15 protein-coding genes are annotated in these 18128 nt (G+C 73.9%); 7 read left to right on the top strand and 8 right to left on the bottom strand.

Translation table 11 applies throughout. The features are described 5' to 3' along the window. The first annotated feature begins 15 nt into the window (after positions 1–15). Both AB0C33_RS38220 and AB0C33_RS38215 read left to right on the top strand, forming a co-directional pair. Positions 16–1716 carry a beta-galactosidase family protein gene (locus AB0C33_RS38220; RefSeq protein ID WP_358296944.1) on the top strand — a complete coding sequence of 567 codons (1701 nt, stop codon included), beginning with the start codon at positions 16–18 and terminating at the stop codon, positions 1714–1716. Next, complete coding sequence (locus AB0C33_RS38215) at positions 1709–3115, top strand: glycoside hydrolase family 20 protein (protein ID WP_358296941.1); 1407 nt, start codon at positions 1709–1711, stop codon at positions 3113–3115. Before AB0C33_RS38220 ends, AB0C33_RS38215 begins: the two co-directional genes overlap by 8 nt. Positions 3116–3120: 5 nt before the next feature. On the opposite strand, the gene AB0C33_RS38210 is transcribed toward AB0C33_RS38215, so the two are convergent. The 3 genes from AB0C33_RS38210 to AB0C33_RS38200 are packed head-to-tail and all read right to left on the bottom strand — an operon-like array spanning position 3121 to position 5923. Next, positions 3121–3609, bottom strand: a complete 489-nt coding sequence (locus AB0C33_RS38210) for a hypothetical protein (RefSeq protein WP_358296938.1) — start codon at positions 3607–3609, stop codon at positions 3121–3123. Continuing rightward, positions 3606–4451 carry an alpha/beta hydrolase gene (locus tag AB0C33_RS38205; protein ID WP_358296935.1) on the bottom strand — a complete coding sequence of 282 codons (846 nt, stop codon included), beginning with the start codon at positions 4449–4451 and terminating at the stop codon, positions 3606–3608. The genes AB0C33_RS38210 and AB0C33_RS38205 overlap by 4 nt, the downstream gene beginning before the upstream one ends. 32 nt (positions 4452–4483) lie before the next feature. Continuing rightward, the gene (locus AB0C33_RS38200; protein WP_358296932.1) at positions 4484–5923 is read right to left on the bottom strand and encodes an MFS transporter; all 1440 of its coding nucleotides are present in this window, start codon (positions 5921–5923) and stop codon (positions 4484–4486) included. Between the two features lie 142 nt (positions 5924–6065). On the opposite strand from AB0C33_RS38200, the gene AB0C33_RS38195 reads away from it, so the two are divergent. Then, entirely contained in the window at positions 6066–6668 is a 603-nt protein-coding gene (locus tag AB0C33_RS38195) for a TetR/AcrR family transcriptional regulator C-terminal ligand-binding domain-containing protein (RefSeq protein WP_358296929.1), read from the top strand. A 15-nt stretch (positions 6669–6683) separates the two neighbouring features. Here the strand turns inward: AB0C33_RS38195 and AB0C33_RS38190 are convergent, their stop codons facing one another. Continuing rightward, positions 6684–7694 carry a hypothetical protein gene (locus AB0C33_RS38190; protein ID WP_358296926.1) on the bottom strand — a complete coding sequence of 337 codons (1011 nt, stop codon included), beginning with the start codon at positions 7692–7694 and terminating at the stop codon, positions 6684–6686. A 238-nt stretch (positions 7695–7932) separates the two neighbouring features. On the opposite strand from AB0C33_RS38190, the gene AB0C33_RS38185 reads away from it, so the two are divergent. After that, a complete protein-coding gene (locus AB0C33_RS38185; protein ID WP_358296923.1) occupies positions 7933–11418 on the top strand; it encodes a S8 family serine peptidase in 3486 nt (1161 codons plus the stop codon). A 4-nt stretch (positions 11419–11422) separates the two neighbouring features. Here the strand turns inward: AB0C33_RS38185 and AB0C33_RS38180 are convergent, their stop codons facing one another. Both AB0C33_RS38180 and AB0C33_RS38175 read right to left on the bottom strand, forming a co-directional pair. Then, complete coding sequence (locus AB0C33_RS38180) at positions 11423–12394, bottom strand: helix-turn-helix domain-containing protein (RefSeq protein WP_358296920.1); 972 nt, start codon at positions 12392–12394, stop codon at positions 11423–11425. Between the two features lie 64 nt (positions 12395–12458). Beyond that, positions 12459–13367, bottom strand: coding sequence for a hypothetical protein (locus AB0C33_RS38175; protein WP_358296917.1), 909 nt, complete (start codon positions 13365–13367; stop codon positions 12459–12461). Positions 13368–13602: 235 nt separating this feature from the next. On the opposite strand from AB0C33_RS38175, the gene AB0C33_RS38170 reads away from it, so the two are divergent. Next, on the top strand, positions 13603–14292 hold the full coding sequence (locus AB0C33_RS38170) for an NUDIX domain-containing protein (protein WP_358296914.1): 690 nt from the start codon (positions 13603–13605) through the stop codon (positions 14290–14292). A 29-nt stretch (positions 14293–14321) separates the two neighbouring features. Here the strand turns inward: AB0C33_RS38170 and AB0C33_RS38165 are convergent, their stop codons facing one another. Beyond that, positions 14322–15275 carry a helix-turn-helix domain-containing protein gene (locus AB0C33_RS38165; RefSeq protein ID WP_358297294.1) on the bottom strand — a complete coding sequence of 318 codons (954 nt, stop codon included), beginning with the start codon at positions 15273–15275 and terminating at the stop codon, positions 14322–14324. A 187-nt stretch (positions 15276–15462) separates the two neighbouring features. On the opposite strand from AB0C33_RS38165, the gene AB0C33_RS38160 reads away from it, so the two are divergent. Both AB0C33_RS38160 and AB0C33_RS38155 read left to right on the top strand, forming a co-directional pair. Beyond that, positions 15463–15684, top strand: coding sequence for a DUF3072 domain-containing protein (locus AB0C33_RS38160; protein ID WP_358296911.1), 222 nt, complete (start codon positions 15463–15465; stop codon positions 15682–15684). A gap of 87 nt (positions 15685–15771) precedes the next feature. Beyond that, on the top strand, positions 15772–16557 hold the full coding sequence (locus AB0C33_RS38155) for a hypothetical protein (protein ID WP_358296909.1): 786 nt from the start codon (positions 15772–15774) through the stop codon (positions 16555–16557). Here AB0C33_RS38155 and AB0C33_RS38150 read toward each other — a convergent pair. After that, the gene (locus tag AB0C33_RS38150) at positions 16544–17977 is read right to left on the bottom strand and encodes a multicopper oxidase family protein (protein WP_358296906.1); all 1434 of its coding nucleotides are present in this window, start codon (positions 17975–17977) and stop codon (positions 16544–16546) included. The genes AB0C33_RS38155 and AB0C33_RS38150 overlap by 14 nt on opposite strands. Between the last annotated feature and the right edge of the window lie 151 nt (positions 17978–18128).

Here is an 18128-nt window from a genome sequence, read left to right as displayed (position 1 = left end):
CAGGAGAATGAAGGCATGACTCAGGTGCTGTCGGGAGCGACGCATTACTTCCGGGTCCTTCCGGAGCAGTGGCGGCAGCGCCTGGCCATGCTGCGGGCCATGGGCCTGGACACCGTCGAGACGTACGTGGCCTGGAACCTGCACGAGCCGCGGCCCGGCCACTTCGACTTCACCGGCCGGGCCGACCTGGGCCGCTTCCTGGACCTGGCGGCCGAGGAGGGGCTGCGGGCGATCGTGCGGCCGGGGCCCTACATCTGCGCGGAATGGGACAACGGCGGCCTGCCCTGGTGGCTGCTCACCGACCGGGACGCCCCGCTGCGCTGCCACGACGAGACCTTCCTCGGCCACGTCGGGCGCTTCTTCGACGAGGTGATCCCGATCGTCGCCGCCCGGCAGGTCACCCGCGGCGGCAACGTGATCATGGTCCAGGTCGAGAACGAGTACGGCTCCTACGGCTCCGACCGGCGCTACCTGGCCTGGCTGGCCGACGGGCTGCGGGAGCGCGGCCTGGACGTCCCGCTGTTCACCTCAGACGGCGCGATCGACCACATGCTGTCCGGCGGAACCCTGCCGGGCGTGCGGGCGACGGTGAACTTCGGCTCCGACCCCGAAGGCTCCTTCGCCGAGCTGGCCCGCTTCCGGCCCGAGGACCCGCCGGCGTGCATGGAGTTCTGGAACGGCTGGTTCGACCACTGGGGCGACACCCACACCACCCGGGACGCCGCCGAGGTGGCCGGCATCCTGGAGCGCATGCTCGCCGCGGGCGCGTCGGTCAACCTCTACATGGCCCACGGCGGCACCAACTTCGGCACCTGGGCCGGCGCCAACCTGGGCGGCGACCTGCAGGACGGCGTGTACCAGCCGACCGTCACCTCCTACGACTACGACGCCCCGATCGACGAGCGGGGCGCGCCGACCGAGAAGTTCTGGGCCTTCAGGAAGGTGCTGGCCGCCCACCGGGAGGGCCAGGTGCCCGAGCCGGAGCCGCTGCCGCCGACGCTGCCGCCCGGCGCCGTCGAGCTGACGCAGTCGTTGCGGCTGTTCGACGCGCTCCCGCCGGTCGCGGCCCGCTCGGCGCGCCCGCCGACGTTCGAGGAGCTCGGGCTGGCCCACGGCCTGGTGCTGTACCGGGCCACCGTGCACGGGCCGCGGGGTCCGTACGAGCTGCACGTCGACGGCCTGGCCGACCGGGCCCACCTGTTCGTGGACGGCGAGCCGGTTGCGGTGCTCGAACGGGACCGGCTGACCGGCGTGCCCGTCGCGGTGCCCGGCCCGTCGGCGGTGGTGGAGCTGCTGGTCGAGTCGATGGGCCGGGTCAACTACGGCCCCCGGCTGGGCGACCGCAAGGGCATCGTCGGCGGCGTGCGGCACGAACGGCAGTACGTGCACGACTGGGAGGCCGTGCCCATCCCGCTGGACGACGTGTCCGGGCTGCCGTGGGGCCGTACCGGCGCGACGACCGGGCCGGTCTTCCACCGCGGCACGCTCACCGTGGCCGAGCCGCGCGACGCCTACCTCGCCCTGCCCGGCTGGACCAAGGGGTACGTCTGGGTCAACGGGTTCTGCCTGGGCCGCTACTGGGACCGGGGCCCCCAGCGCACCCTCTACCTGCCGTGGCCGGTGCTGCGGGCGGGCGGCAACGAGCTGGTCGTCCTCGAACTGGACGGCTGCCGGGAGCCGGTCGTGGAGATCCGCGAGGAGGCCGGCCTTGGCTAACCCGTGCCCGGTCGTCGTGCCCCGCCTGCAGCAGTGGGACGGCGGCGCCGGCGTGCTCCCCCGGGCCGCGCTGGCCAGGGTCGTGAGCGACGAGAACGCCCTGCGTGACCGGCTCGTCCGGGAGATCGGGCAGGTCACCGGCCTGACCCTGGCCGCGGCCGGTGGGCCGGCGGGCGCCGGTGACGTCGTCCTGACCCTCGACCCGGCGCTGACGTGCGAGGCGGGCGGCGCCCGCTTCGCCGAGGAGGGCTACCTGCTCGCCGTCACCGGCGAGCAGGTCCGGATCTCCGCGCCCACGCCCACCGGCCTGTTCTACGGCACGCGCAGCCTGCTGCAGATCCTGCGCACCACCGCCGAGCTGCCGGTGGGCGCCGCCGCCGACTGGCCCGACTACCCGGTGCGCGGCTTCATGCTGGACGTGGGCCGCCGCTTCTTCACGCCGGGCTTCATCCGCGAGCAGCTGGCCGTCATGGGCTGGTTCAAGCTCAACGAGCTGCAGCTCCACCTCAACGACAACGGCTTCCTGGCCCCGGACGGAACCTGGGCGGAGGTGCAGGCGGGCTTCCGCCTGGTGCCGGAAGATCCCGCGCTGGCCGGGCTGGCCTCGGCCGACGGCGCCTACGACCGGGCGGACTGGGACTCCTTCGAGGAGGCGGCGGCGGCCGAAGGCGTCACCCTCGTCCCCGAGATCGACGCGCCCGCCCACTCTCTGGCGTTCGTCCGGTTCCGTCCCTCGCTCGGGCTGGGGGACGACCACCTGGACCTGTCGAAGCCGGAGGCCACGCAGTTCGTCAAGGACGTGTTCACCGAGTTCGTCCCCTGGTTCCGCGGCCCGCACGCGCACTTCGGCGCCGACGAGTACCTGGCCGACGAGCCGCGTTACCGGGAGTTCTTCAACGCGATGGCGGCCCACCTGCGGGCGCTGGGCAAACGTCCGCGCGCGTGGGGCAGCCTGACCAGGATGGCGGGCGGCGTCCCCGAGGGCTACGACCGGGACGTGGTGATCAACTGCTGGGCCACCGTCTGGTACGGCCCGCACGAGGCCGGGCGGGACGGCTACTCCTTCGTCAACACCAGCGACTCCCTGCTCTACATCGTCCCGGCCGCCACCTACTACCACCCCGACGGCCTGGACGGCGAGTACCTGTACGACCACTGGGCGCCGCACGTCTTCCCCGACGGCCAGAGCGTGGCCCCCGGCGATCCGCGGCTGCTGGGCGCCATGTCGGCGGTGTGGAACGACATCACCGCGGCGCCCTACACCGAGGACGACGTGCGCGACCTGGTCGAGCCCACCTTCGCCGTGCTGGCCCAGAAGATGTGGAGCGGCGCGGGCGGCCTGCCGTACGACGCCTTCATGGGCGCCGTGCGGGAGGCCGGCGGGCCGGTGGGCGGGTAGTTCCGTCAGGGGCGGAGGGCGGGCACGATGCGCCAGTCGCGCTGGAAGACGAGGTTGTGCAGGTCGGCGGCGGCGATGGCCCTCAGGACGGGGACCAGCTCCGCCGCCTGCTCCGCGTCCGCGACGTTGAGCGGCCACTCCCCCACGGTGGCGCCCCGCAGGTGCGGATGGTGGAATCCGGCGCCGTAGTGGGCGGTCAGGGTGATCGGCGCGAGGCCCGCCGCCCGCTGCGCCGGCCACGACAGCGTCCAGACGGCGAAGCTGCCGCCCGCGGCGTCGGCCCGCGTGCCGGTGGCCTCGACGGCGCCGGCGCCCAGCAGGAGGTGCCGGTCGAACTCGGCCAGCACCTGCCGTGCGGGCGCGTCGAGGAGCGCGACGGCCCGCCGGAAGGCGTCCTGCTTGCCCCGGCGGGTGACGTGCCCGGCGTGGGTGCCGTCCCGCAGGTCGGCGAAGTGGCGGACGAGCGCCTCAAGGGGGGAGGGGGGAACGTTCATCGGTGGTCCTCTCGATGGTCGGAGGGGTCCGGCCCGCGCAGAGCCCGCGCGAGCAGCCGGAGAAGGGGACGGCCGGGGCGCAGCACGTCGCCGTGGACGGCGCCCGGCGGGCGGAGCAGCCGCGCCGGGACGCCGTCGGCGCGCAGCCGCCGCGCGTAGGACTCGACGTCGTCGTGCACGGGGTCGTCGCGGCCGACGGCGAGCACGGCGGGGGCCACCCCGGCCAGGGTGGGCGCCTCCCAGTGCGTGGTGTACAGGCGGGTGCCGTCGGCGTCGCGGACGGCGGCCGGCCGGTCGCCGCGCCAGGCGCGCCAGGCCCGGCGCAGCGGCTCCGCCTGCGGGAACGCCGGCGGCGAGCGGTGGTAGGAGGCGCCGGCGCAGGCCGGGTCGAACGGCGGGTAGGCCAGCACCTGCGCGGCCAGCGGCAGCCCGCGGTCGCGGGCGGCCAGGGCGGCGACGGCGGCGAGCGTGCCGCCCGCGCTGTCGCCGCCCACCGCGAGCGGCATCCCGGCCGCCTGGCCGTGGGCCCAGGCGAGGGCGGCGAGGACGTCCTGCACGGCGCCGGGATGGCGATGGCGCGGCGCGAGCCGGTAGTCGACGCTGATCACCGCCCAGCCGGACCAGGCGGCCAGCGCCGCGGTGGCGTCGTGCCAGCCGGCGGCCGAGCCGCGCTGCCAGCTGCCGCCGTGCGCCCAGACCAGCAGCCCGGCGGGCGGCGGGCCCTGCGGCCGATGGATGCGGACCGGCACGGGAGGCGAGCCGGGAAGGACGAGACGTGACCACGGCGGCTCCCGGCGTCCGCCGGTCACGGCGATCACCGCGCCACTGGGCTGAGGATCCATGAGGTGCTCCGCGACGAGAGAGGGATGGCGGGTCAGGCGTGCGCGCGGTCGCGCCGGCCGCGCAGGAAGATCGCCGCGACCAGGACGCCGAGCAGCACGAGCGCGGCGTTGACCGCGATCGCGACGGTGACGCCGTGCAGGACGGCCGCGCCGGTCACGGCCCCGGCCGTCGCGGCGGTGACGATCGCGGACATGATCGGCGTGCCCATGGTGATGCCGATCTGCTGGGACATCGAGGCCAGACCGGTGGCCAGGCCCTGCTCGCGGTCGGGCAGGCCGGTGGTGGCGGTGACCATGAAGCCGACGATGACCAGCATGTTCCCCACGCCGCCCAGGAAGGTGGCGGGCAGCAGCAACGCCATCGAGCCCGAGGTGCCGCCGAGGAGCAGCAGCGCGCCGGTGCTGACCGCCTGCAGCAGCCCGCCGCCGACCAGCACGGTCACGGTGGAGGTGCGGGCGATCGCCTTCGGGGCGAGCAGGCCGCCGGCCACGGTGCCGAGACCGAGCACGCCGAACGACAGGCCGGCGGCCAGGGCGGTGAAGCCGAGGGTCTTCTGCAGGTAGAGGGTGAGCAGGTACACCAGGGACGTCTCGGTGACGAAGGCCAGCAGGCCGAGCAGGTTGCCCCAGGCCACGGTCGGCTTGCGCAGGACGTGCAGCGGCACGAGCGGCGCGGCGGCGCGCCGCTCGACCAGGTGGAACAGGCCGAGCAGGACGGCTCCGCCCAGCAGCCCGGCCAGGGCGAGGGGGTGGGTCCAGCCGTGCTCGCCGGCCTGCGTCAGGCCGTAGACGACGCCGAGCAGCCCGAGGGTCACGCTGAGCGCGCCGGGCAGGTCGAGCCGGGGACGGTCGGCGGGCCGGGACTCGGCGATGACGGCGGGCGCGACGATGAGCACGGCGAGGGCGACGGGCACGTTGACGAAGAACGCCCAGCGCCAGGAGAGCAGGTCGGTCAGGACGCCGCCGAGCACGGCCCCCGCGGTGAACCCGGCCGACATCAGGGCTCCGTTGAGGCCGAGCGCCTTCTGCCGCAGCGGCCCTTCGGGGAAGGACGTGGTGAGCAGGGCGAGCCCGGCCGGGGTGGCGGCGGCCGTCGCGAGGCCCTGGGCGATGCGGGCCACGATGAGGACGTCGGGGGTGGGGGCGAGCCCGCCGGCGAGCGAGGCGGCGCCGAGCAGCGCCAGGCTGCCGAGGAAGATGCGCTTGCGGCCGACCAGGTCGCCGATGCGGCCGAAGAAGAGGGTGAAGCCGGCCGCGCACAGGGCGAAGGCGGTGGCGATCCACTGGAGGCCGGACAGGGAGAAGCCGAGGTCGTCGCCGATGGCGGGCAGGGCCACGTTGAGGATCGAGAAGTCGACGGCCAGCATGAACTGGGCGACCAGGAGCACCGCGAGGACGAGGCGCAGGCGGCCGGTCAGGCGCCGTGGCGGAGCCTGGGCGGCGGACGCGGGCAGGGGTGTGGTGGTGGTCATGGCAGGGCCTTCTCTCGGGCGTGCCGGTCGGCATGCCGACGCAAACGGTTCTTTGGTTCCGTTAAGATGCGAGAACAGTAGCACTGGAATCGGTGTTAAGGGAACTGTGGTTCCGATAAGGGTTCGAACGAGGGGAGTCCGTATGGCCGCCGTGCCACCGCCGGGTGCCGTCCGTCCTGGTGGGCGTACCGCCCGCGTCCGCGAGGCCGTTCTGCGGGCCGCCGGCGACACCCTGGTCGAGAAGGGCTTCGCCGGGCTCGACCTCGCCGACATCGCCCGCCTCGCGGAGGTCGGCAAGACCACCGTCTACCGCCGCTGGGGCACGCCCGGCGCGCTCGCCGCCGACCTCCTCAAGGACATGGCGGAGACCTCGCTGCCCCGCGCCCGCAACGGCGACGTGCGGGCCGACCTGCGCGACAACGCCCGCCTGGTGGTGAAGACCCTCACCGACCCCCGCCAGGGACGCCTGTTCAAGGCGCTGATCGCCGCCTCGCTCTGCGACGGGGAGGCCGCGCGGGCGCTGCACCGTTTCTACGCCGTCCGCATCGAGGAGTGGGCGGGCTGCGTCACCGACGCGATCGGGCGCGGCGAGCTGCCGCCCGGCACCGACCCGCGCCGGGTGATCGCCGCCGTGTCCGCGCCCCTGTACTACGCGCTGCTCAACACCGGGCAGGCCCTCGACGAGGCCGCCGCCGACCGGGCCGCCGCGGCGGCGCTGGCCGCGGCCCGCGCCGGAGCCCTGTGAGCCCTGTGAGCCCTGTCAGATCTTGAGCTCGGCGTAGACGGTGTCGAGGTAGCCGGTGAAGTCCGCGGTGTACTCCCGGTACCGTCTCCGCCAGCGCTCCAGGTCGGCGGCCGACACCGAGGAGCCGAGCACCGCCGTCAGGTGGGCGATGAGGAAGGTGTCGTCCTGACCCGCCTCGAACCGCACCCGGCTCTCGACGATCTCGAACCTGCGCATGAGGTCGAGGCGGAGCAACTGGTAGAGGAAGGACTCGGCGGCGAACCTGAGGGACTCCGGCATCTCCTTGGAGATCGACTGCGGGCCGTGGTACCAGGACAGGTAGATGGCGTCGTCGAAGATCTCGAACCGGTAGGTCGCGGTGTCCTCGATGTAGGCCAGGTCCACCGGGCAGATGTGCCGGTAGTCGAACAGCGCGACCGTGCTCATGACGAGCTCCTCGCGCAGCTCCTCCGACAGGGTGGAGTTGTCCTTGCCCGCCAGCCTGGCCCAGCTGGTGCGGTCGATGGCGCGGCGCGAGATGGCCAGCTTGTCGCCGGGGTTGAGCATCGCGACCCGGACCTGGTGGGGGAAGTGGCGGGACCTGGTCAGCCGGGCCGACACGTAGCGGGCGCTCGGGCCGCAGAAGGCGTAGAACCCGGTGGCCTCCAGGCTCGCGGTCACGTCCTTGTTGAAGGCGTCCCCGTACGTGCCGTCCACCGGGTCGAAGGACGGGTAGACGGCCGTCGGCATGAAGCCCTTGTGCATCGAGGCCACCTCGGCGCGCAGTCCCGTGGCCAGGTCGTCCAGGTGCTGGGCGATGTTCTCCTCCATGCTGCGCTGCTGCACCTGGGAGCTCAGGACGGAGAACACGACGGCGAAGGCCACGGACGCGATCAGGTTGAGGCCGATCGAGGAGAGCACCGCCGCCCTGGTGAGGTGCGGGTCGAAGAACAGCATGAGGACCGCGGCGAGCAGCGTCACCGCGCAGGAGAGGCCGAAGGCGTACCAGCTCAGGGTGTCGCGGAGCTTGCGCGGGGGCGTAGGCATGCACAGATCTCGCTTCGTCGCCGAGTGTCGCCACGATCCCCGATCCCGTTCCATGCTAACCGCACCGTCGGCGCCGTGTCGTAATCACGACATGGCAGACAAACGGCACGGGTGACACCTGGCGCGCCGCGCGTCCGATCACCCACTCTCGTGTGCACTGATTGTTGCTACGAGAGGTTTCACCCCCATGCACTGGTCCGCCCATGTGACGGTGGCAGGAGTCACCACCGCCGCCCTGTTGAGCTCCCCGTTATCGGCGGCCTCGGCCGCGGCCGAGCCCGCCGGCGGGAGCGTCCACCGCGTCACGCTGATCACCGGGGACGTGGTGACCGTCAGGCAGGCCGAGCCGGGCAGGCAGGCGGTGGAGGTGAAGCCGGGGCCGGGCCGTGAGCGGATGGCGTTCAGCACCACCGAGGAGAACGGCGAGCTGCGCGTCCTGCCCAAGGACGTCGTCCCCCTCCTGGCGGCCAAGCGGCTGGACCCGGCCCTGTTCTCGGTCACCCGGCTGATCGCCCAGGGGTACGACGACGCCAGGTCGGACAAGCTGCCGCTGCTGTTCCTCTACGACGGCGCCGCGCCGAAGAGCGCGTCCGCGCCCGAGCTGGAGAGCGTCAACGGCCGGGTGGTCGCCGCCGACAAACGCACGATCGGCGGGTTGTGGAAGTCGCTCGACGGGCAGCGGGCCACACTGTCGCAGGGCGTGTCGAAGATCTGGCTGGACGCCAAGGTCAAGGCCACCCTCGACCACAGCGTCCCGCAGGTGGGCGCGCCGGAGGCGTGGCAGGCCGGGTTCGACGGCAAGGGCGTCAAGGTCGCCGTGCTGGACACCGGCGTCGACGCCACCCACCCCGACCTGGCCGGACGCGTCAAGCAGAGCAAGGTGTTCACCGGCGAGCCGAGCGTCCAGGACGGCAACGGGCACGGCACCCACGTCGCCGCCACCATCGCCGGCGGCGACGGCAGGAAGGGCGTCGCCCCCGGCGCCGAGCTGCTGGTCGGCAAGGTGCTCGGCGACGACGGCTCGGGCACCCTGTCCGGCGTCATCGAGGGCATGGAGTGGGCCGCCGCCGAAGGCGCGTCGGTGATCAGCATGAGCCTCGGCGGCAGCCCGACCGACGGCACCGACCCGCTCAGCGAGGCCGTGAACACCCTCACCGAGCGCACCGGCGCCCTGTTCGTGGTCGCGGCGGGCAACGACGGCGCGTCCTACTCCATCGGCACGCCCGGCGCGGCGACCTCGGCGCTGACCGTCGGCGCGGTCGACGGCAAGGACGCGCTCGCGGAGTTCTCCAGCCGCGGCCCGCGCCTGGACGACGCGCCCAAGCCCGACCTGACCGCGCCCGGCGTGGCCATCGTCGCGGCCCGCGCGGCGGGCACCAGCATGGGCGAGCCGGTGGACGAGCGTTACACGGCCGCCTCCGGCACCTCGATGGCCACGCCGCACGTGGCCGGGGCCGCCGCGATCGTCAAGCAGCGCCACCCCGCCTGGACGGCCAGGCAGATCAAGGACGCGCTGATCGGCTCGGCCAAGCCCATTCCCGGCCAGCAGATCGACGACGCCGGCGCCGGCCGCCTGGACGTGGCCCGCGCGGTGCGCCAGGGCGTGACCGCGACCGGCGTGGTCGACCTCGGCAAGCACCAGCAGGACCAGGGCCCGGCCACGGCCGAGGGCACCATCACCTACGCCAACGGCACGGCCGCCCCGGTCACGCTGCAACTGGCCGCCACCCTGGACAAGGCCGAGCTCAGCGCCGCGTCCGTGACGGTCCCGGCGGGCGGCACCGCCGACGTCAAGGTCACGGTGGACCTGGCCGAGCTCTCCTTCGGCCGGTACGGCGGGCTGGTCACCGCCACGGCGGGCACGGAGCAGGTGCACACCACGCTGGCGCTGACCTGGAAGGGACCGCAGCACAAGGTCCGCTTCACCGCCGTCGACGCCGCGGGCAGGCCGACCGGCGCCGACACGCTGTCGATGTTCGGCGCCTCGCAGCAGGACGACCTGTTCACCTGGCTGCCCGAGGAAGGGCTGACCGTGGAGGTGTCCGAGGGCACCTACATGACGCAGTCGCTCAACCTGGGCGGCGGCTGGGGCCGCACCCACCCGCGGGACGGCATGGTCGTCATCCCCGAGCTCAAGGTCGACCGCGACCTGGACGTGGTGCTCGACTTCCGCAAGACCACCCCGGTGACCATCAGGACCAAGGAACCCGCCGAACAGGTGGGCATCTACACCTACTTCACCTATCGCGCGTTCGGCTCGCGCAAGATCTCCCAGGGCGTCATGAACTTCGACGTCATCGAGGGGCTCAACGTCTCGCCGACCCAGCCCGTGCGGGACGGCTCGTTCGAGTTCGCCTCGCGCTGGCAGCTCGTCGCGCCGAAGCTCACCGCCCGCGTGCCCGGCTCGGGCGAGCCGTACCCGATGGGCTTCCTGGGCCGGTCGCCGGGCGTGGACGGGCGGCACATGTGGCGGCTCGCCGACGGGGCCGCCGGGTCCAAGGGCAAGGCCGCGGTCATCCGCAGCGACGACATCGACTGGTCCGACCCGTCCGGGGCCGCGGTCAAGGCGGGCGCGGTCGCCGTGATCCTGGTGCTCTCCCCCGACGACGCGTTCGGCCACGGCTGGAAGCCGGTCGGCGCCGACCTGCCGATCCCGGCGCTGGTGGTCGCCAGCGACGACGGGCAGCGGATGCTGGAGCGGATGAAGAAGGGCAACGCCAAGCTGGAGGTCACGGGGCAGATGGACTCGCCCTACCTCTACGACGTCATGCAGGTCTCCGACGGCCGGGTGCCGGACAAGATCGTGCATGAGGTGAACGACGGCAACACCGCCCGGGTCACCACGACCTATGCCGACAACGGCGGCTTCGGCTGGGCCAAGGAGCAGCGCTTCGGCTGGCGTCCCTGGCAGTCGTACGCGCTGGGCCAGCAGATGGAGACCCAGCGGATCGTCAGGACGCCGCTGCGCCGCACCGAGTACGTCAGCGCCGACGGCTCCTACTGGCAGCACCTCGTCAACCACCAGTACGTCTGGGACGAGATGGGCCGGCTGCTCGACGGCATGACCGAGCAGCCGCGCACCTACCAGCCCGGCGCGCGGATCAGCGAGAGCTGGCACGCCCCGGTGGTCCGCCCGGCGATCCCCGGCTGGCTGAAGCCGTCCACCCGGGAGGGCGACACGATGGAGATCCGCGTCCCCGAGTTCGTGGACTCCTCCGGGCACGTCTCCCGCGCGGGCGTCGACAACGACACCGCCTCGGCCCGGTTCTTCCGCGACGGCACGCTGGTGGCCGAGCGCGACGCCGCCTGGGGCGCGTTCCCCGCGGCGCCGCAGGAGGCCGCCTACCGGCTGGAGCTGTCCACCAGGCGCACCTCGGAGGAGTGGACCACGGCCACCGCCACCGAGACGGCCTGGACGTTCCGCTCCAAGCCGGGCGACCGGGTGCTGCCGCTGCTGCAGGTCGACTATGACGTGCGCCCGGAGCGCCCCGGTCTGGTGGGCTTCGCCGTACGGCATCAGGAGGGCGTGACCGGGGCGCGCGCGAAGGACCTGAAGCTGGAGCTGTCCTACGACGACGGCGCGACGTGGCGGCGGCAACCGGTGATCCCGCTCGGCGGCGGCCGCTACGACGCGATCGTGCTGCGCCCGCACCCGTCGCTGCGGGTCACCGCCACCGACTCGGCCGGCAACACGGTCCAGCAGACGGTGATCAGGGCCTACTGATCGGTCAGAGCCAGTTCTCGCGGGCGGCGTGCCAGGCCAGTTGCATCCGGGTCTGCGCACCCGCCCGCTCCATCAGGTAGGCGATCCTGCGCTGCACCGTCCGCTGGGAGATCTTGAGCTGGGTGGCGATCGACTTGTCCGGCACGCCCGCGACCAGCAGCGACAGCAGGTAGAGATGGTCGGCGTCGAGCGGGCTGCCCGGGTTGGTGAGGCTGACCGGGGTGGCCCGCTCCCACAGGCTCTCGAACAGGGCCTTGAGGGCGTCGAGCAGGCTGCTGGGCCGGATCAGCGCGGCGGTGAGCTGGGTCAGGCCGTCGGTGTGCTGGATGAGCGGGAGCACGCCGAGCTCGCCGTCCGCGATGATCATCCGTACCGGCAGGACGGGCAGCGCGCGGGCCTGCTCCCCCAGCGTGATGCCGTCGGCGAGGTTGACCAGCATGCCGGGTTCCTCCAGCAACGCCCCTTCGTAGATGACGCGGTAGCCGACGCCGCGCCGCAGCGCCGCGAGCTCCTCGCCGTTCTCCTGCGAGCTCATCGCCACGTGCCCGGCCCGGCAGAGGCTGAGCACCTCGTGCCGGGCGCCGTCCTGGAGCAGCCGGAGCTGCTCGCGCAGCGCCGCCCGGCTGGTGATCACCTCGATGAGCTGCGCGGCCTCGCGCCGCCTGGCGTGCGCCAGGTACTCCCCCGTGAGCTGCTCCATGGCGTGCCGCGCCCGGTCGACCTCGGCCTGCCGCCGGTGCAGCCGGGCCGCGAGCGCGACGTCGGGGGCGACCGCCGTGAACCGGCCGGGCTCGCCCGCGACGGCGCGCGCCAGGCCCTTGGCCAGCAGTGAGCCGAGCGCCTGCCGCGCCACCTCGGCCGGCACGCCCAGTTCCTCGGCCAGGGCGTCGGACTCCACCTCGGTGGTCCTGACCAGCAGCCGGTAGGCGGCCTCCTCCTCCGCGCCCAGCCCCGCCGCGCTCAGCACGTGCCGCACACGGCCCGATCCAGATTCACCCGGCCATTGTAGAGAGCGGCCGCCGGGGCGGCGGCCGGGCCTGTCACGTCACGAGCTCGGTGCGCAGTTCGTGGCTGTCGTCGGGGAGCCGGGCCTCGTAGAAGACGCGGTGGGCGCCGTCGGGGAGCGGGAGCACGTCGAGGTAGCGGACGTCGGCCACCGGCGGCCCGTCCACCGGCGTCAGCAGCGGCGCTTCTCCGGCCCCGGTCGCGCCGGCGGGCGTGGCGAGGCCGGTGCGTTCGCGCCAGTTCTCCGCCGCCGAGGCGCGCCCGTCGTAGCAGGCCCGGCCGTCGGGCAGGACGCTGGTCAGCCGGGCCCCGCGGGCGTCCCACGAGCCGGGGCGGCCGGTGAGGACGGTGCCGCGCGGCCGCCAGTTCAGCCCGTCGCGGCTGGTGGCGTACGCGGTGCTCATCCGGTCCTCCGCGCCGGGCGTCTCCAGCGGGTGGCAGCAGATCCAGGCCCGCCATCCGGTGCCGTCGTACCGGATCACCGGGTCCTTGACGCCGGTCCGGGCGTCGCCGGTGAGCACCGGCCGGACGTCCGCCCCGGCCAGGCCCTCCGGGGACGCCGCCTCCACGACGCCGATCCACCAGTGCCTGGTCCCCGGCGTGGCGCAGCTGACGTACAACCGCCATCGGCCGGACGGCAGGCGTACCAGGGCGGGGCGTTCCACCATCGCGGCGCCGAAGCGGCCGCGCGGCAGGACGGCGACCGTGGTGAACCGTTCGCCGTCCGTGGAGCGGGCCACCGCGTTGTGGTCCTCGCCGCCGGCGCGTACGCGGTAGGCCAGGACGTACGTGCCGTCGGCGTCGAGCGTGGCGCTCGGCGCGCCGGCCCAGTGCTGCGGCCCGCGACCGGGCGCCGGAACGGCGACGGCGTGACGCTCCTTGCCCAGGCCGGGCAGCGGGAAGGAGGACACGAGCGGAGAACGGGGGTACGCGCTTGCGGTCATGGTCCGAGTCTGCGCGGGAGGGGGATCGCCAGGCAGTGGCAGTACTGCTCATATACGGGAATTTCCTGCCATACTCGGTGACCGGGATCCGGCACCCCTGACGAAAGGGCGACATGACGGCACGATCGGCACGACAGCCCGCTCCTGCCCGCGCGGGCAGAGCGGCGGACAGGCCGGTTCCGCCCGGCTGCCGCCTCCCCACGGCGGGCGCGTCCGCCGGGCGCGGACGGTCGTCGTGACCGCGGGCCTCGACGTGCCCGACCGGCGTGGCCGTACCGGCCTGGACCAGGCGGGACGCGACCTGACCGGCAACCCCCGGGTGCGGGTGCGCGACGTGCGGCTGCTGGCCTGCAACTGGTACGTCCTGCGCACCACCACCTTCGACTACCAGCACGCCGACGGCCGCTGGAGCACCCAGCAGCGGGAGACCTACGACCGCGGCAACGGCGCCACCGTGCTGCTGTACAACCCCGCCCGCCGCACCGTCCTGCTGACCCGGCAGTTCCGCTACCCCGCCTACGTCAACGGGCACCCCGACGGGATGCTCCTGGAGACCGCGGCCGGGCTGCTGGACGACGACGCGCCGGAGGAGGCGATCCGGCGCGAGGCCGCCGAGGAGACCGGCCACACCGTCGGCGAGGTCGAGCTGGTCTTCTCCGTCTACATGAGCCCGGGGTCGGTGACCGAACGCCTGCACTTCTACGCCGCGCCGTACAGCGCCGCGACCCGCACCTCGGCGGGCGGCGGGGTCGCGGCGGAGGGCGAGGACATCGAGGTCGTGGAGCTCGACTTCGACCACGCCCTCGACCTGATCCGGCGGGGCGAGATCGCCGACGCCAAAACGATCATGCTGCTGCAGTGGGCGGCGTTGAACGGCCCCTTCTCCCCCGCCCGCACGCCGGACCGGCCCGTGGCGCGGCCGTAGGGGCCGTCGCCGAGGTGCGCGGCCCGGCGTCACGGAAGGCGGCGGAAGGCGCGGCGGTAGGCGGCGGGGGCGACGCCGCGCCGGGCGGCGAAGTGGTGGCGCAGGGTGTCGGCGCCGCCGAACCCGGCTCGGACGGCCACGGCCTCCACGCTCAGATCGGTGGTCTCCAGCAGCTCCTCGGCCAGCTGGAGGCGGCGTTCGAGCAGCCAGCGGTGCGGGGTGGTGCCCGTCAGGTCCTTGAACCGCCGGGCGAACGTGCGCGGCGACATGGCCGCGCGCGTCGCGAGCGCCTCCACCGTCAGTGGCCGGTCGAGGTGCTCCTGGATCCAGTCGAGCAGCTCCGCCAGTTCGTACGGGGTGCGCCGCGGCGGCATGGGCGCCTCGACGTACTGGGCCTGCCCGCCGGCGCGATGGGCCGGTACGACCAGGCGCCGGGCCAGGGCGTTGGCCGTGGCGGCTCCGTACTCCAGCCGGATGAGGTGCAGGCAGGCGTCGATCCCGGCCGCGGCTCCGGCGCTGCTGAGCACGGGGCCGTCCTCGACGTACAGGACGCCGGGCTCGACGGTGATCCGCGGATGGCGGCGGGCGAGCAGGTCGGCGAACTGCCAGTGGGTGGTGGCGCGCCGGCCGTCGAGCAGCCCTGCGGCGGCCGGCAGGAACGCGCCGGTGCAGACGGTCAGCACCCTGGCGCCGCGCCCGACCGCCTCCCGCAGCGCCGCCAGCAGGGCGGCGGGGACGGGCGCGTCGAGCCGCGGCCAGGCCGGGACGGCCACCAGGTCCGCCTCGGCGAGCCGGTCGAGCCCGTGCTCGACGTGGACGGCGAACCCCGAGGTCGTGGGGATGGCGCCGGGCTCGGCCGCGCAGACCGCGAAATCGTGCGCGGGCAGCCCGTCGTCGGTGCGGTCCAGCCCGAACACCTGGCAGACGATCCCGAGCTCGAACGCGGCGACCATGTCCCCGACCACGGCCGCGACCCTGCGCATCACGCCCGCCAGTATGGCAGGAACTTCCCGGACCCGGGCATTTCCGCCGCGCGGTCAGGTGAGTGCCCGGACAGGGCCGCCGGACCACCGGCGGGCCTCGCCGCCGACGGGCGGCCTGGCGTTTGCGGCGTGCTTCTTCGGGCATGGCGTGCTGACCCAGGAGAACGTGAGTTCGAGGAGAGTCAGCATGAGTCACGGACCGGTGGAGAAGGACCCCGACGAGTGGACGACCGGCGACGAGCCCATGACCGGCCCGCAGGAGTCCTACCTGCACACCCTGGCCAGGGAGGTGGGCAGGGAGGTGCCCGGCGGGCTGAGCAAGGCCGAGGCGTCCCGGTTGATCGACGAGCTCCAGGAGAACAGCGAGCGCCTGCGCGCGTCCGGCGCCCCGCCGCAGGGCGCCGGCTGATCCGCCGGGCGCTGGCCCGCGAAGGGGAGGCGGTTCCCCCTCGGGAGGGAGATCGCCGGCGGGCCGCGCGGCCTACCGTGGGCGGCCATGAGATCACTCACACGGCCCGCGCTGCTGGCCGCGGGCTGGACGGCGGCGGCCGCGCTCGTGCTGGTGGCGCCGGGGAACCTGGTCATGCGGCTGGCGTTCGGCAAGCTCGACGACCCCGCGCTGGCCCGGCAGTCGCTGTTCGCCGCGCTGGGGCTGCTGCTGGCGCTGACGGCCGTCCGCTTCGGGACGCGTACCGCCGCGCGGCCGCACCGGCGGCGGGCCGACGGGACGGTCCGGCCCGCCCGCTGGGCCAAGGCGGCGACCTGGACGGCGGCCGTCCTGCCGATGCTGGGCTTCTCGGTGCCCCACCTGCTGTGGGGGCTGGGCCTGCCGCTGGGCGTGGCGGAGGGCTCCCGCGCGGGCCTGGCCGGGCTGGGCGGCTCGGCGGTGTTCTGGGTGCTGCTCGTCGCCGGGCCGGTGGCCGGGGGCCTGCTCACCCTGGGACTGATCGCCCGATGGGGACAGATCGTCCCGCGCTGGGTGCCCCTGGCGGGAGGACGGCGGGTGCCGCGCGCGCTCGCGGCGGTCCCGGCGGCGGCCGTGGGCATGCTGGTCGGCCAGTACGGCGCGATGATGACGAGCTGCCTCGCGTTCGGCGTCACCCGCGGGTGCGCGCCCGGCGGCGGCGCCGAGGTCCTGGACGGGAGCTGGGGATTCGCCGGGACCTACCCGGTCTTCCTGCTCTGGGGGACGTCGCTGCTGGCCGCCGCCGCCGGTTACCTGGACACGACCGCGCGGGCGCCGGTCAGTGGCTCATCCAGTGGCTCATTCAGTGGCTCATGACGTGCCGGCGCTTCGGGGGCTTGCCGTAGCCGAGCAGGCCCATCATGCCCTGCTCCTGGTGGTAGAGGTTGTGGCAGTGGAACATCCACTCGCCGGGGTTGTCGGCGTGCACGTCGATGCTGATCCGCTTGTACGGCATGACGTTCACGGTGTCCTTCCGCGGCCCGCCGCGCTCGGTGGTCCGGACCTGGAAGGTGTGGCCGTGCAGGTGCATCGGGTGCCACATGTGCGTGTCGTTGTGCATGACGATCCTGATCGTCTCGCCCCGGTCGACCCGCAGGCGCAGCGGGTCGTCGGCGAGGTGCCCGTTGAGCGGCCACTCGCTGCCGGAGGTGCCCTGACGCCAGCCGAGCGTGACGGTGACCGTCCTGGACGGCGGGCGCAGCTGGTCGCGGCGGCGCGCCTGGAGGTCCTGGTAGGCGAGCTGCCGCCGCGCGAGCTCCGGCACGGCGCCGTCCGGTGACGGCGTGCGGGCGCTGGGCGAGGTGCGCACCACCGCGAACGCCCGCCCGGCCTTGCCCTCCGCCATCGCCATCAGCGGGAACGCCCCCGCGTCGAGCGTGACGACGAAGTCGTAGCGCTCCCCCATGCCGATCACGACCGTGTCCACGGTGACCGGCTTGACCGGGAAACCGTCGGTGTGGGTGATGGTCAGGCGGTGGCCGCCGAGCGCCACCCGGAAGGCGGTGTCGGCGGCCGCGTTGATCACCCGGAACCTGGCGCGCACGCGGGGACGGCTCATGAAGATGGTGGGCTCGTCGGCGGTACGGCCGTTGACCAGGTAGTACGGGTAGCGGGCGTGCCCGGACGTGCCGCCGAGGACGTGGCTGCTCAGGGTGTCGTCGTGCGGGGTGGTGTTCAGCGCGCGCAGCGTGTCGTCGGGCGTGCCGTTGACGCCGTCCTGCCAGTCGTCGAGGACGACCGTGAACTCCTGGTCGTACCCGAGCGGCTCGTACGGGTCCTCCACGATCAGCGGGCCGTACAGGCCGCGGTCGCTCTGCATGCCCACGTGGGAGTGGTAGAAGTAGGTGCCCGGGTCGGGGACGGTGAACACGTAGTCGAACGTCCCGCCGGGCCGGGTCGGCCGCTGCGAGAGCCCGGGCGCGCCGTCCATGTCGGCGGCGATCCTGATGCCGTGCCAGTGCACGGTGGTCGGCGCGGGCAGGTCGTTGACGAGCCTGGCCCGTACGGTGCCGCCGGCCGTGGCCCGGATGGTCGGGCCGGGCAGCAGGCCGTCGTAGGCCCAGGTGGACACCGTCCGTCCGCCGAGGGACACGGTGGCGGGCGCGGCCCGCAGCACCCTCCTGCCGGCCGTCTCGGCGGCCCTCCCCGCCGACGGCCCCGCGGACGCGCCGGCGGCGGCCGACGGAACGGCGCCCAGGGCGGCGAACATGCCGCTGACGAACAACCTGCGGGACACGGTCCCACGCGAATCAGTCACTACGGATCCCCCTCGTCCATCTCGCAAAATAACGGAGAGTCACCGCGGAAGGACGACGCCACGCGCGTCGGGCGGTTCAAGATCGCCGTACTCCGGCCGGGGACGGCCCGCACCCCGGCCCCGGCGCCGT

This window comes from Nonomuraea sp. NPDC048881, assembly GCF_040649795.1.
Taxonomy (GTDB): domain Bacteria; phylum Actinomycetota; class Actinomycetes; order Streptosporangiales; family Streptosporangiaceae; genus Nonomuraea.
This window is presented reverse-complemented; position numbering and strand designations above follow the sequence as displayed.

Coding starts and splice junctions, on each gene's coding strand:
- AB0C33_RS38220 (WP_358296944.1), top strand. CDS start 16: ATGACTCAGGTGCTGTCGGGAGCGACGCATTACTTCCGGGTCCTTCCG.
- AB0C33_RS38210 (WP_358296938.1), bottom strand. CDS start 3,609: ATGAACGTTCCCCCCTCCCCCCTTGAGGCGCTCGTCCGCCACTTCGCC.
- AB0C33_RS38205 (WP_358296935.1), bottom strand. CDS start 4,451: ATGGATCCTCAGCCCAGTGGCGCGGTGATCGCCGTGACCGGCGGACGC.
- AB0C33_RS38200 (WP_358296932.1), bottom strand. CDS start 5,923: ATGACCACCACCACACCCCTGCCCGCGTCCGCCGCCCAGGCTCCGCCA.
- AB0C33_RS38195 (WP_358296929.1), top strand. CDS start 6,066: ATGGCCGCCGTGCCACCGCCGGGTGCCGTCCGTCCTGGTGGGCGTACC.
- AB0C33_RS38190 (WP_358296926.1), bottom strand. CDS start 7,694: ATGCCTACGCCCCCGCGCAAGCTCCGCGACACCCTGAGCTGGTACGCC.
- AB0C33_RS38175 (WP_358296917.1), bottom strand. CDS start 13,367: ATGACCGCAAGCGCGTACCCCCGTTCTCCGCTCGTGTCCTCCTTCCCG.
- AB0C33_RS38165 (WP_358297294.1), bottom strand. CDS start 15,275: ATGCGCAGGGTCGCGGCCGTGGTCGGGGACATGGTCGCCGCGTTCGAG.
- AB0C33_RS38160 (WP_358296911.1), top strand. CDS start 15,463: ATGAGTCACGGACCGGTGGAGAAGGACCCCGACGAGTGGACGACCGGC.
- AB0C33_RS38155 (WP_358296909.1), top strand. CDS start 15,772: ATGAGATCACTCACACGGCCCGCGCTGCTGGCCGCGGGCTGGACGGCG.